Raw genomic sequence first — 13,648 nt, 5'->3', positions numbered from 1 at the left:
TTTAGGGCCTCGTAGTGCGCGCACGAAAGGCTTTTTCATGTTTTTTTATAAAAATCGTCAAATTAACAATCTCATGTGTTAAATCAAGATGCTGTAAGATTCATCCCTGTAAGCTAGCAGCCCCCGCCAACCCGCATGGACACAGACTCAGATGAAAATAGCCACATGGAATGTTAACTCACTCAACGTTCGGCTGACGCACGTCTTGAAATGGCTAGAGGAGAATCCCATCGATGTCCTCTGTATTCAAGAAACAAAATTAACGGACGACAAGTTTCCGGTGGCCGCCATCGAGGCCGCCGGCTACCACGTCGCCTTCAGCGGCCAGAAGACGTACAACGGCGTCGCCATCCTGTCCAAGCTGCCGCTTGCCGACGTGGTCAAGAACAACCCGCGCTACGAAGACGCGCAGCAGCGCATCCTGGCCGCCACCATCGACGGCGTGCGCATCGTGTGCGCCTACGTGCCCAACGGCCAGAGCGTCGACTCCGACAAGTACGAGTACAAGCTGGGCTGGTTGTCCGCCTTCCACGACTGGATCAAGGAGGAAGCCGCCGTCCATCCGCAGCTGGCGGTGCTGGGCGATTACAACATCGCGCCGGAAGACCGCGACGTCCACGACCCTGCCGCCTGGGAAGGCCAGGTGCTGGTGTCCGACAAGGAGCGCGCCGCCCTCACCCGCCTGCTCGACATCGGCCTGACCGATTCCTACCGCCTGTTCGAACAGCCGGAAAAATCGTTCAGCTGGTGGGATTACCGCGCCTTGGGCTTCCGCCTCAACAAGGGACTGCGCATCGACCACATCCTGCTGTCGCCGGCACTGGTGGCCCGCTGCAGCGCCTGCGTGATCGACCGCGCGCCACGCAAATGGGAACAGCCGTCCGACCACGCTCCCGTGATCGCCACGCTCGACTAACTAGAGACGCGGCAGCAGCAGCTGGGCCGTCTCGTGCGGCACCGGCTGCGAGAACAGATAGCCCTGCGCATACTGGCAGCCGTTGCGCTGCAGTAGCGCATACTGCCCTTCCGTCTCCACCCCCTCCGCCACCACCGACAGCTGCAGGCTGTCCGACAGCGCGATGATGGCCGCCACGATGGCGCGGTCCTCCGCGCTGTCTTCCAGATCCTTGATGAAGGCGCGGTCGATCTTGATCTTCTTGACCGGGAAGCGCTTCAGGTAGGCCAGGCTCGAATAGCCCGTGCCGAAATCGTCGATCGACAGGCGGATGCCCATGGCGTTGATCTGCCCCAGGATGTCCAGCGTCTGCTCGCCGTGCTGCATCAGCGCCGTCTCGGTGATCTCGAACTCGATCAGCGAAGGATCGATGCCGGTTTCGTCGAGGATGCCCCGGATCGACGCGATCAGCCCCCGGTGCATGAACTGGCGCGGCGACAGGTTGACCGCCAGCGGCACCGGCGCCAGGCCGGCGCGCTGCCACGCCATGCTTTGCTGGCAGGCCTGGCGTATCACCCACTCGCCGACCGGCACGATCAGGCCATTCTCTTCGATGATGGGGATGAAATGGTCCGGCAGCACCAGCGTGCCGCCGCGCCGCCAGCGCAGCAGCACTTCCATCGTATGCAGGCGGCGCGTGCCGATATCCATGATGGGCTGGAAGTGCAGCTCGAACTCGTCCTGCACCAGCGCGCTGCGCAGGCTGGACTCCAGCTCGAAGTGCTGGGCCGCCGTCTGGTTCATCGCCTCTTTGAAATACTGGTAATTGTTCCTGCCGCTGGCCTTGGCGTGGTACATGGCGGCGTCGGCGTGGCGCATCAGCGTTTCGACGTCGCCGCCGTCGTCCGGATACACGCAGATGCCGATGGACGGCGTGATGTGCAGGTTGCGCCCCTCCAGCGGGAAGCTCTCCGACAAGGCCTCGATAATCTTCTCGGCCACGTGGCTGGCCTCGTCCGCGCTGCGGATGCCGGGCACCAGCACCACGAACTCGTCGCCGCCCAGGCGCGCCACGGTATCGCTGGCGCGCACCGCGCGGCACAAGCGCCCCGCCACTTCCTTCAGCAGCTGGTCGCCGGTCATGTGGCCCAGCGAGTCGTTGATGGTCTTGAAGCGATCCAGGTCGATGAACATCACCGCCAGGCGGCGCTCGGAACGCTGGGCAGCCAGCATGGCGCGGTCCAGCCTGTCCGACAGCAGCGCGCGGTTCGGCAGGCCGGTCAGGCTGTCGTGGTAAGCCATGTGGTGCACGCGCGCCTCGGCCTGGCGACGTTCGACGATCTCGCCCTGCAGCAGCGCGTTGGCGCCGGCCAGTTCGGCGGTGCGCTCCAGCACCCGCACCTCCAGCTCGTCGCGCGCGCGGCTGACCGCTTCCGCCGCCTCGCGCCGCTCGGTGATGTCGTCCACCAGCCACACCGAACGGCCGGTGGCCTTGGCCAGGTCGAACGGCCGGCCGGACAGGCGGCCCCAGAACGTGCTGCCGTCCTTGCGCACCAGCTGGTACTCGGAGGCGTGCACGCGGCCGGCGTGGAAATCCTCCGCCGTGGCGGCGCGCGCCGCTTCCCACGCGTCCTTGTCGGCGTAGAAGGCTTGCACGCTCAGCTGGTTCATCTCGCCCGGCGCGTAGCCGAACAGCTCTTCCATCTTGGTGTTGCAGCGCAGGTTGCGGCCCTGCTCCACCACCGAGATGCCCAGCACCGCGCTGTCCAGGATGGCCTGGTTCTCCAGCAGCGCGTTGCGCAGCGATTCCTCGGCGCGCTTTTGCTCGGTGCGGTCTTCGATCACCCAGATCGTGCCCTGTGTCGGATCGTCCGGATTGACGACGTAGCCGATCAGCTGCGCCCACATCAGCGTGTCGTCGGCGCGGCGCATCTCGATCTCGGTCTGGAACGGCTTGCCGATGGAGAGGAAGGGATAGGCCTGCGCGCCCAGCCTGTCGTAGGCTTCCTGCGACGGATACAAGGCCAGTCCGGGCAAGCCCAGGCCGGCGTCGCCGGCGTAGCGGAACATCTCGGCGAAGCCGCGGTTGTAGCGCGTGATGACGCGGTTCTTGGTGAACAGGATGCTCATCGAGGCGTTGGTCATGATGGCCTCGACTTCCATCTGGGTCTGGCGCGTGGCGGTCACGTCCTCCAGGATCCAGATGGTGCCGCCTTCGCTATGCTCGTCGTCGACCGCCTTGGCGCGCACGCGGCACCAGAACAGGCTGCCGTCGCGGCGCTTGAATTCGTATTCCTTTTTCTCGAACGGCTGGCCGGTGCCCAGCAACGGCGCCGCCTCGCGGCCGAATTCCTCGTACTGCGCCTGCGACGGGAACACCATCGCCGACGGCTGGCCTATCATCTCGTCGATGCCGTAGCCGAACATCTCCGCCATGCGCGGATTACAGCTCAACATGACCTGCGCCTTGCTGAACAGGATGCCGACCGAGGCGTTGTCCAGGATGGCCTTCTGCTCCAGCAGCAGCTGCCGCGTGGCTTCCTCGTGCTGCTTCTGCGCGCTGCGGTCGTCGAAGATCCAGATCGTGTCCTGCTGCGTGCGGCCCGGATTGATCACATAGCCGAAGGCGTGGGCCCAGAAGGTGGAGCCGTCCTGGCGCCGCATCTCCATCTCGGCCTGGTATGGCTTGCCGCGCGCCAGCAGCGGCCGCGCCTTCTTCACCACCGCGTCGAACGCTTGCTGCGACGGGTACAGCGTCGACGTCAGCTGGCCGACGCCATCGTCGTCGCTGAAGCCGAAGAATTCGGCGAAGCGGTGGTTGTAGCGCAGGATGCGGTTGTCGCGCTGGAAGCCGATCGCCAGCGGTGCGCTGTCCATGATGGCCTGCATCTCCAGCAGCGCGCGGCGCAGCTTTTCCTCGTCGATGCGGTGCTCGTTGATGTCTTCCATGATCCACACCGTGCCTTCGGCGGTGTTGATCGGATCGATGGCGCGGCCGAACACGCGCGCCCAGAACAGCGAGCCGTCCTTGCGGCGCAGCTGCGCCTCCTGCATGAAGGACAGACCCTGCGACAACGGCGGCCCGGCCTTGCGGCCCATGTCGACGAAGTCCTCCTCGCTCGGATACACCGTCACCGAGCCCACGCCTTCGAGCTCCTGGCGGCTGTAGCCCAGCATTTCGGCGCAACGGATATTGCATTCCTGGATAACGCCGTCCTTGCTGAACAGGATGCCGACTGCGGCATTCTCCAGGATGGCCTGCTGCTCCAGCAGCGTCTTGCGCAGGGAGCGCTGGTCGCGCTCGACCGCGCTGATGTCGTGGAAGACGATGGTGCCGCCCGACGCGCCGGCCGGCAGCGCCTTGGCCTTGGCCTGCACAGACAGGTATTGGCCGTTGGCGCAGGTCAGGCAGCTGTCCCAGCGCACGCCGAAGGTCCCCGACAGCATGGCCGTGTCCAGATGCTCGGCGCTGGCCGCGCGCACGTGGCGCGCAAACAGCTCGGCCGCCGGGCGGCCGCACGGATCGGCGCCCAGCAAATCGATCAGCTCCCAATTGGCGGCCACCACCACGCCGTCATCGCTGTAGGCGCACGCAGGAACGCCGATCAGCGCCAGTGCGTCCGCCACAAAGTCAGGATTAGTCGAAGCTCGATTCATGTACACCAAAGGCACCCGAAAAAAGATGCCACCTCGCCCGTTACTTCACGGCAGCATAGTTGGCAGATCATAAACCACATTGGGCTCATTAGCCATCACGCCCGCCGTGCGACGCCCCTAAAAACGACAATGCCCGGCGAGCCGGGCATTGTTGTCATCGGACCACTTGTCAATTCTATCAGTGAGCGGTCGCTCCGGCCGCGCCGATGCCAGTCTCGGAGCGCATCTCCTGCGCCTCGTAGCCGGCGCGGTCGATGCGCGCCCGCGGGCTGCGGTCCAGCATCGAGAACAGCCAGATGCTGGCGAAAGCGGCCGGCATCGAGAAGATGGCCGGCGACGCATAAGGGAACAGCGCGTCCGCATGGCCCAGCACATCGACCCACACCGATTTCGACACCACGGTCAGCACCACGGCCGTGATCAGGCCGACGAAGCCGCCGATGGTGGCGCCACGCGTGGTGCAATCCTTCCACAGCACGGACATGAACAGCACGGGGAAGTTGGCCGAGGCGGCGATGGCGAAGGCCAGCGACACCATGAAGGCGATGTTCTGCTTCTCGAACACGATGCCCAGCACCACGGCGACGATACCCAGCGCGACGGTGGTCAGGCGCGACACGTACAGCTCCTTGGCGCTGCTGGCCTTGCCCTTCTTGATGACGGTGGCGTACAGGTCGTGCGAGACGGCCGAAGCGCCGGACAGCGTCAACCCCGCCACCACCGCCAGGATGGTGGCGAAGGCCACGGCCGAGATAAAGCCGAGGAAGACGTTGCCGCCCACGGCCTTGGCCAGGTGGATCGCGGCCATATTGTTCCCGCCCAGCAGTTTGCCGGCGGCGTCCTTGAACTCGGGGTTGGTGCTCACCAAAACGATGGCGCCGAAGCCGATGATGAAGGTCAGCACGTAGAAGTAGGCGATCCAGCTGGTGGCCCAGAACACCGACTTGCGCGCTTCCTTCGCGCTTGGCACGGTGAAGAAGCGCATCAGGATGTGCGGCAGGCCGGCGGTGCCGAACATCAGCGCCATGCCGAACGAGATCGCCGACACGGGATCCTTGATGAAGGTGCCGGGGCCCATGATGGCATCCTTCTTGGCGTGCACTTCGACCGATTTGGCGAACAGCGCCTCCGGGCTGAAATTGAACTGCGCCAGCACCACGACCGCCATGAAGGTCGCGCCGCCAAGCAGCATCACGGCCTTGATGATCTGCACCCAGGTGGTGGCCGTCATGCCGCCGAACAGCACGTAGATCATCATCAGCGAACCGACCAGCACCACCGCGATCCAGTACTCAAGGCCGAACAGCAGCTTGATCAACTGCCCCGCGCCGACCATCTGCGCGATCAGGTAGAAGGCCACCACCACCAGCGTGCCGGAGGCGGAGAAGATGCGGATAGGCGCCTGCTTGAAGCGGTAGGCCGCGACATCGGCGAAGGTGAAGCGGCCCAGGTTGCGCAGGCGCTCCGCCATCAGGAAGGTGATCACCGGCCAGCCGACCAGGAAGCCGATGGCGTAGATCAATCCATCGTAACCGTTGAGGAACACGGCGGCGGAAATGCCGAGGAACGATGCCGCCGACATGTAGTCGCCGGCGATGGCCAGGCCGTTCTGGAAGCCGGTGATGCCGCCGCCGGCGGTGTAGAAGTCGGCCGCCGACTTGGTCTTGGCCGCCGCCCACTTGGTGACGAACAGCGTGAAGATGACGAACGCGCCGAACATCGAGATCGCGGTCCAGTTGACGGGCTGCTTGGTCGCCTGCCCCAGATCGGCGCCGGCCGCGAGGGCCGCGCCGCTGGCGCACAACATCACCGCGAACAAACCCAGGCTACGCTTGGCCGCGTTCATGATTGCACCCGGTCGTGGATGGCCTGGGTCAGGTCGTCGAACTGCTTGTTGGCGCGGCGTACATACAGGCCCGTCACCAGCACCGTGAACACGATTACGAACAGACCAAGCGGCATCCCCCAGGTCATCACGCCGGCGCCGGTCTTGGACGCCAGCAGTTCCTTGTCGAAGGCGATCAGCAGGATGTAGCCGTAATAGACCAGCATCATCACCGCCGTCAGCGCCCAGCCGAAGCGTGAGCGTATCCGGACTAGCTTGTGGTAGCTGGGGTCGCGCTTTATTTTTTGAACCAGATCGTCATGCATGGTGTGTCTCCTCTGTTGTTTGTCACAACAATAAACAGCGAGACTTACCGGCCCCTTACGCGCACACTATTTCGCCACACCCGCTTGCAACACCCGTTGTATCTGCTGCAGCGACGCCGGATCTTCGATGGAGGTCAGGTCACCGGGATTGCGGCCCTCGCAGATCGCCTGTATCGAACGGCGCAGCAGTTTTCCCGAACGCGTCTTCGGCAGCTGCGGCACGAAGTACACCCGCGACGGCCGCGCCACCGCGCCCAGCTGGCGATCGACCACGCCCAGGATTTCGCGTTCCAGCAATGCGCAAGCCTCGTCGCCGACGACGCGCGACGCGTCCTTGACGATGACGAAGGCCACCGCCACCTGGCCTTTGAGCTTGTCCTCCACGCCCACCACCGCCACCTCGGAAACGTTGGCGTGGCTGGAGATGGACTCCTCGATCTCGCGCGTGCCGAGGCGGTGGCCGGCGACGTTGATCACGTCGTCGGTGCGGCCAAGGATGAAGTAGTAGCCGTCGGCGTCGCGCACGCCCCAGTCGAAGGTCGAATACAGCTGCTGCCCGCCGCTGGCGGTCCAGTAGGTGTCGACGAAGCGCTGGTCGTCGCCGTACACGGTTTGCATGCAGCCCGGCGGCAGCGGCCCTTCGATCATCACCACGCCCTTCTCGTTGGCGCCGCATTCCTCGCCGGTGGATTCGTTGACCAGCTTGACCTTGTAGCCATACATCGCCACGCCGGGACTGCCCAGCCGCGTCGGCAGGTCTTCCACACCCTTGGCGATGGAGAGTATTGGCCAGCCGGTTTCGGTCTGCCAGTAGTTGTCGATGATGGGCACGCCCAGTTCGCCGGATATCCATTGCGACGTGGTTTCGTCCAGCGGCTCGCCCGCCAGGTATAGCGCGCGCAGCGACGACAGGTCGTACTTGCGCATGAACTCCGGCGGCTGCTTGCGCAGCACGCGGATCGCCGTCGGCGCGGAGAACATGCGCGTGACCTTGTACTTCTCGACGATGCTCCACCAGATACCCGCGTCCGGGCAGATCGGCGTGCCTTCATACATGATGGTCGCCATGCCGGCGATCAGCGGGCCGTAGACGATGTAGGAATGGCCGACCACCCAGCCGATATCGGAAGTGGCGAAGAAGGTCTCGCCGGCCTTGCTGCAGAAGTTGTACTTCATCGATGACGCCAGCGCCACCGCGTAGCCGCCGACGTCGCGCTGCACACCCTTAGGTTTTCCGGTGGTGCCGGAGGTGTAGAGGATGTAGGACGGCTCGTTCGACTCCAGCCACGTCACCGGCACGCGCGCATCGATGTGCGCGGCGCGCAGGCTGGCGTAGTCCTGGTCGCGGCCCGCCACCAGGTTCATGGGCGCCAGGCCGCGATCCACCAGCAGCACCTTGGCCGGCTTGGCGGCGGACAGTGCGATCGCTTCGTCCAGCAGATGCTTGTACGGGATGGCTTTGCCGCCGCGTGAACCGGCATCGGCGGAGACGATCAGCACCGGCTTGGCGTCGTCGATGCGGCTGGCCAGGCTGTTGGCGGCAAACCCGCCGAACACCACCGAGTGCACCGCGCCGATGCGGGCGCAGGCCAGCATCGCAAACGCCGCCTCGGCGATCATCGGCATGTAGATGAGCACACGGTCGCCACGGCCGACGCCCAGCGCCAGCATCACGGCAGCGCAGCGCTCCACCTCGGCCTGCAGCTCGTTGAAGCTGTAGCTGCGCTCCGTGTTGGTTTCGGTGGAGATGGCGATCAGCGCGGGCTGGTCGCCCTGCGTGGCGCACCAGCGGTCCACCGCGTTGTGGCACAGGTTCGTCTGTCCGCCGACGAACCATTTGGCGAACGGAGGATGGGAATAATCCAGCACCTGCGTGCATGGGGCGTTCCAATCGATGAGCGCTGCTTCGTCGTGCCAGAATTGTTCAGGCGTGACGATAGAGCACTGATAGAAATCAGCGTAATTCATGTCTCCTCCGTTGTATGTGGCTTACTTAGAACGTATCGCCGGGAACCCGTACCCAACCTTCCATCAGCACGCGGGCGCTGCGGCTCATGACCGCTTTTGTAACGCTCCACTCGCCGTTCTGCTGCGTCGCCTGCGCGCCCACCCGCAGCGTGCCGGATGGATGGCCGAAGCGCACCGCATCACGGGCGCCGCCGCCTGCCGCCAGGTTGACCAGCGTGCCAGGTATCGCCGCCGCCGTGCCGATGGCGACAGCTGCTGTGCCCATCATCGCGTGGTGCAGCTTACCCATGGACATGGCGCGTACCAGCAGGTCCACATCGGTAGCGGCTACCTGCTTGCCGCTGGACGATACGTATGGAGCCGGCTTGGCGACGAAGGCCACCTTGGGCGTGTGCTGGCGCGTGGCCGCATCGTCGATATGCTTGATGAGGCCCATGCGCAGCGCGCCATGTGCGCGTATCAGTTCGAACCGCGCCAGCGCTTTAGGATCGCTGTTGATCGCGTCCTGCAGCTCGGTGCCGAGGTAGCCGATGTCTTCGGCATTGACGAAGATGGTCGGGATGCCGGCGTTGATCATGGTCGCCTTCATCGTGCCGACGCCTGGTACTTCCAGCTCGTCGACCAATTGGCCGGTGGGGAACATCGAGCCGCCGCCACCCTCTTCTTCCGCCGCCGGGTCCATGAACTCCAGTTGGACTTCAGCCGCCGGGAAGGTGACGCCGTCGAGTTCAAAGTCGCCGGTTTCCTGCACTTCGCCGTTAGTCATCGGTACGTGGGCGATGATGGTCTTGCCGATGTTGGCCTGCCATACGCGCACCACGGCCATGCCGTCTTGCGGGATGCGGGCCGGGTCCACCAGGCCGCCGCTGATGGCGAACGCGCCGACGGCGGCGGACAGGTTGCCGCAGTTGCCGCTCCAGTCGACGAAGGCCTTGTCGATGGAGACCTGGCCGAACAAGTAGTCGACATCGTGGTCAGGCTTGCTGCTTTTCGCCAGAATCACCGACTTGCTGGTGCTGGAGGTAGCGCCGCCCATGCCGTCGATCTGCTTGCCGTACGGGTCGGGGCTGCCGATCACGCGCAGCAGCAAGGCATCGCGCGCGGAGCCCGGCTGTTGCGCGGCTTCCGGCAAATCCTGCAACCGGAAGAACACGCCCTTGCTGGTGCCGCCACGCATATACGTGGCGGGGATTTTGATTTGCGGTTTATGCGCCATGGTCAAGCCGCCTTCACGGATTCGAGGAAGTCCTGCGCGAAGCGTTGCAGAACGCCGCCCGCTTCGTAGATCGATACTTCTTCCGCCGTATCCAGGCGGCAGATCACCGGCACTTCCACACGCTCGCCATTGCGGCGATTGACCACCAGCGTCAGCGTCGAACGCGGCGTACGCTCGCCGATCACGTCATAGCTTTCGGTGCCGTCCAGCGCCAGCGTCAGGCGGTTCACGCCAGGCTGGAACTCCAGCGGCAGCACGCCCATGCCGACCAGATTGGTGCGGTGGATGCGCTCGAAGCCCTCGGCCACAATCGCCTCCACACCGGCCAGGCGCACGCCCTTGGCAGCCCAGTCGCGCGACGAGCCCTGGCCGTAGTCGGCGCCGGCGATCACGATCAGCGACTGCTTGCGTTCCATGTACGTCTCGATGGCTTCCCACATGCGGGTGACTTTGCCTTCCGGCTCCACGCGGGCCAGCGAACCGGCTTTAACCTTGCCGTCCGCATCGCGCACCATTTCGTTCTTCAGTGTCGGATTGGCGAAGGTGGCGCGTTGCGCAGTCAGGTGGTCGCCGCGGTGGGTGGCGTAGGAGTTGAAGTCCTCTTCCGGCAGCCCCATTTTCGCCAGGTATTCGCCGGCCGCGCTGTTCAGCATGATGGCGTTGGATGGCGACAGGTGGTCGGTGGTGATGTTATCGCCCAGGACCGCCAGCGGCAGCATGCCTTTCAGCGGACGCGCACCGGCCAGCGCGCCTTCCCAGTACGGCGGACGGCGGATGTAGGTGGTCTGCGGACGCCAGTCGTACAGCGGCTTCACTTTGACGCCATCGTCCTCCTGCTTGGCGAACATCGGGATGTAGACCTTGTTGTACTGCGCCGGCTTGACGCTGGACGCGACCAGCGCATCGATCTCTTCGTCGGTCGGCCAGATATCCTTCAGCGTGACCGGCTGGCCGTTGGCGTCGATGCCCAGGACGTCCTTCTCGATATCGAAGCGGATCGTGCCGGCGATGGCGTAGGCCACCACCAGCGGCGGCGAAGCCAGGAAAGCCTGCTTGGCGTAAGGGTGGATGCGGCCATCGAAGTTGCGGTTGCCCGACAATACGGCGGTCGCGTACAGGTCGCGGGCTATCACTTCCTTCTGGATCACCGGATCGAGCGCACCGGACATTCCGTTGCAGGTGGTGCAGGCGTATGCGACCACGCCAAAGCCCAGCTGCTCCAGTTCAGGCATCAGCCCCGCTTCTTCCAGGTACAGCGTCACGGTCTTGGAGCCCGGCGCCAGCGAGCTTTTCACCCACGGCTTGCGGGTCAGGCCGCGCGCGTTGGCGTTACGGGCCAGCAGGCCTGCTGCGACCATGTTGCGCGGGTTGTTGGTGTTGGTGCAGCTGGTGATGGCGGCGATGATGACGGCGCCGTCAGGCATCAGGCCCGGTTCGTTCTCCACCACGCCGCTGATGCCGCGTGCGGCCAGCTCGGAGGTCGGCACGCGGTTGTGCGGGTTCGACGGGCCGGCGATGGTGCGCACGACGGACGACAGGTCGAACTTCAGCACGCGCTCGTATTCTGCGGTCTTCAGGGCTTCGCCCCACAGGCCCGTCTCTTTCGCGTAGGTCTCCACCAGCTTGACCAGTTCGTCGTCGCGGCCGGTCAGCTTGAGGTACTTGATGGTTTGCTCGTCGATGTAGAACATCGCGGCGGTGGAGCCATATTCCGGCGCCATGTTGGAAATCGTTGCGCGGTCGCCCAGCGTCAGGTGCGAAGCGCCTTCGCCGAAGAACTCCAGGTAGGACGATACGACCTTCTGCTTGCGCAGGAATTCGGTCAGCGCCAGCACGGTGTCGGTGGCGGTGATGCCGGCTTGCGGCTTGCCCGTCAGTTCGACGCCGATGATGTCCGGCAGGCGCATCCACGATGCGCGGCCCAGCATCACACTCTCCGCTTCCAGGCCGCCAACGCCGATGGCGATCACACCCAGCGCATCGACCATCGGCGTGTGCGAATCGGTGCCGACCAGCGTATCCGGGAAGGCCACGCCGTCCACCGCCTGGATCACCGGCGACATGCGTTCCAGGTTGATCTGGTGCAGGATGCCGTTACCTGGCGGGATCACGTCGACGTTCTTGAACGCCTTCTTGGTCCAGTTGATGAAGTCGAAGCGGTCCTCATTGCGGAGGTCTTCGATGGCGCGGTTCTTGTCGAAGGCATCCGGATCGAAGCCGCCGCATTCGACGGCCAGCGAGTGGTCGACCACCAACTGGGTCGGCACCACCGGATTGACCAGCGCAGGATCGCCGCCTTGCAGCGCGATGGCGTCGCGCAGGCCGGCCAGGTCGACCAGCGCGGTCTGGCCGAGAATGTCGTGGCACACCACGCGTGCCGGGAACCATGGGAAGTCCAGGTCGCGCTTGCGCTCGATCAGCTGCGACAGCGAGGCATTCAGCGTCGCCGGATCGCAGCGGCGCACCAGGTTTTCCGCCAGCACGCGCGAGGTGTACGGCAGCTTGGCCCAGGCGCCTGGCTGGATCGCATCGACAGCGGCGCGCGCGTCGAAGTAATCGAGCTTGGTGCCCGGCAGGGGTTTGCGGAATTGGGTGTTCATTATTTGCGGTCCTTGATCGGGACGAACTTCAGGTCTTCAGGACCGACGTAGTTCGCGCTTGGACGAATGATCTTGTTGTCGATGCGCTGCTCGATGATGTGCGCGGCCCAGCCGGACGTGCGCGAGATGACGAACAGCGGCGTGAACATCGCGGTCGGCACACCCATCATGTGGTACGACACGGCCGAGAACCAGTCCAGGTTCGGGAACATCTTCTTGATGTCCCACATGACGGTTTCCAGGCGCTCGGCGATGTCGAACATCTTCATCGAGCCGGCTTCCTGCGACAGCTTGCGCGCCACTTCCTTGATGACGACGTTGCGCGGGTCGGAGATGGTGTACACAGGGTGGCCGAAGCCGATCACGACTTCCTTGTTGGCGACGCGGTTGCGGATGTCCGCTTCCGCTTCGTCGGCGTTTTCGTAGCGCTTCTGGATCTCGAAGGCGAATTCGTTGGCGCCGCCGTGTTTAGGGCCGCGCAGCGCGCCGATCGCGCCGGTGATGGCCGAGTGGATGTCCGAACCCGTGCCGGCGATGACGCGGCTGGTGAAGGTGGAGGCGTTGAACTCGTGTTCCGCGTACAGGATCAGCGAGGTGTGCATCGCCTGCACCCAGCTCTCGGACGGCTTGTGGCCGTGCAGCAGGTGCAGGAAGTGGCCGCCGATGGAGTCGTCGTCGGTTTCGACGTCGATGCGTTTGCCGTTGTGGCTGAAGTGGTACCAGTACAGCAGCATCGAGCCGAAGGATGCCATCAGACGGTCGGCGATGTCGCGCGCGCCTGGTACGTTGTGGTCGTCCTTTTCCGGCAGCGTGCAGCCGAGCACCGATACGCCGGTGCGCATCACGTCCATCGGGTGCGCCGATGCAGGCAGTGCTTCCAGCGCGGACTTCAGCGCTTGCGGCAGGCCGCGCAGCGAGCGCAGTTTGGCTTTGTAGCCTTTCAGCTCGGCGGCGGTCGGCAGCTTGCCGTGCACCAGCAGGTAGGCGATTTCTTCGAACTCGCAGGTGTTGGCGACATCGAGGATGTCGTAGCCACGGTAGTGCAGGTCATTGCCGGTTTTGCCGACGGAGCACAGTGCGGTGTTACCAGCGGTGACGCCGGACAGGGCGACGGATTTTTTTGGTTTGAAAGTGGCTTCGGTCATTTTATAGGTCTCCTGA

At 64.4% G+C, this 13,648-nt stretch carries 8 protein-coding genes; 1 reads left to right on the top strand and 7 read right to left on the bottom strand.

Features of this window, described 5'->3' with window-relative positions:
- Positions 1-151 precede the first annotated feature (151 nt).
- On the top strand, positions 152-916 hold the full coding sequence (xth, locus tag DUGA2_RS15535; RefSeq protein ID WP_070270215.1) for an exodeoxyribonuclease III: 765 nt from the start codon (positions 152-154) through the stop codon (positions 914-916).
- Here xth and DUGA2_RS15530 read toward each other — a convergent pair whose 3' ends face one another.
- The 7 genes from DUGA2_RS15530 to prpC all read right to left on the bottom strand — a co-directional run bounded on the left by DUGA2_RS15530 (position 917) and on the right by prpC (position 13,632).
- Positions 917-4,552, bottom strand: coding sequence for a bifunctional diguanylate cyclase/phosphodiesterase (locus DUGA2_RS15530; RefSeq protein ID WP_070270275.1), 3,636 nt, complete (start codon positions 4,550-4,552; stop codon positions 917-919).
- A 178-nt stretch (positions 4,553-4,730) separates the two neighbouring features.
- Positions 4,731-6,398, bottom strand: a complete 1,668-nt coding sequence (locus DUGA2_RS15525) for a cation acetate symporter (RefSeq protein WP_070270212.1) — start codon at positions 6,396-6,398, stop codon at positions 4,731-4,733.
- Entirely contained in the window at positions 6,395-6,703 is a 309-nt protein-coding gene (locus DUGA2_RS15520; protein WP_070270210.1) for a DUF485 domain-containing protein, read from the bottom strand. Before DUGA2_RS15520 ends, DUGA2_RS15525 begins: the two co-directional genes overlap by 4 nt.
- A gap of 66 nt (positions 6,704-6,769) precedes the next feature.
- A complete protein-coding gene (locus DUGA2_RS15515) occupies positions 6,770-8,671 on the bottom strand; it encodes a propionate--CoA ligase (protein ID WP_070270208.1) in 1,902 nt (633 codons plus the stop codon).
- Positions 8,672-8,696: 25 nt separating this feature from the next.
- The gene (gene prpF, locus DUGA2_RS15510; protein ID WP_070270206.1) at positions 8,697-9,887 is read right to left on the bottom strand and encodes a 2-methylaconitate cis-trans isomerase PrpF; all 1,191 of its coding nucleotides are present in this window, start codon (positions 9,885-9,887) and stop codon (positions 8,697-8,699) included.
- Between the two features lie 2 nt (positions 9,888-9,889).
- Positions 9,890-12,487, bottom strand: a complete 2,598-nt coding sequence (gene acnD, locus DUGA2_RS15505) for a Fe/S-dependent 2-methylisocitrate dehydratase AcnD (protein WP_070270203.1) — start codon at positions 12,485-12,487, stop codon at positions 9,890-9,892.
- Positions 12,487-13,632, bottom strand: coding sequence for a 2-methylcitrate synthase (gene prpC, locus DUGA2_RS15500; RefSeq protein WP_070270201.1), 1,146 nt, complete (start codon positions 13,630-13,632; stop codon positions 12,487-12,489). Before prpC ends, acnD begins: the two co-directional genes overlap by 1 nt.
- Positions 13,633-13,648 lie beyond the last annotated feature (16 nt).

Source organism: Duganella sp. HH101 (assembly GCF_001758795.1).
In the GTDB taxonomy this organism is placed as follows: Bacteria; Pseudomonadota; Gammaproteobacteria; order Burkholderiales; family Burkholderiaceae_D; genus Rugamonas; species Rugamonas rivuli.
Note: the sequence above shows the minus strand (reverse complement) of the source record. Positions and strands in the feature narration are given on the sequence as shown.

What these genes read in the sequence shown, in the direction of transcription:
- xth (WP_070270215.1), top strand. Translation starts at nt 152, where the DNA reads ATGAAAATAGCCACATGGAATGTTAACTCACTCAACGTTCGGCTGACG.
- DUGA2_RS15530 (WP_070270275.1), bottom strand. Translation starts at nt 4,552, where the DNA reads ATGAATCGAGCTTCGACTAATCCTGACTTTGTGGCGGACGCACTGGCG.
- DUGA2_RS15525 (WP_070270212.1), bottom strand. Translation starts at nt 6,398, where the DNA reads ATGAACGCGGCCAAGCGTAGCCTGGGTTTGTTCGCGGTGATGTTGTGC.
- DUGA2_RS15520 (WP_070270210.1), bottom strand. Translation starts at nt 6,703, where the DNA reads ATGCATGACGATCTGGTTCAAAAAATAAAGCGCGACCCCAGCTACCAC.
- DUGA2_RS15515 (WP_070270208.1), bottom strand. Translation starts at nt 8,671, where the DNA reads ATGAATTACGCTGATTTCTATCAGTGCTCTATCGTCACGCCTGAACAA.
- prpF (WP_070270206.1), bottom strand. Translation starts at nt 9,887, where the DNA reads ATGGCGCATAAACCGCAAATCAAAATCCCCGCCACGTATATGCGTGGC.
- acnD (WP_070270203.1), bottom strand. Translation starts at nt 12,487, where the DNA reads ATGAACACCCAATTCCGCAAACCCCTGCCGGGCACCAAGCTCGATTAC.
- prpC (WP_070270201.1), bottom strand. Translation starts at nt 13,632, where the DNA reads ATGACCGAAGCCACTTTCAAACCAAAAAAATCCGTCGCCCTGTCCGGC.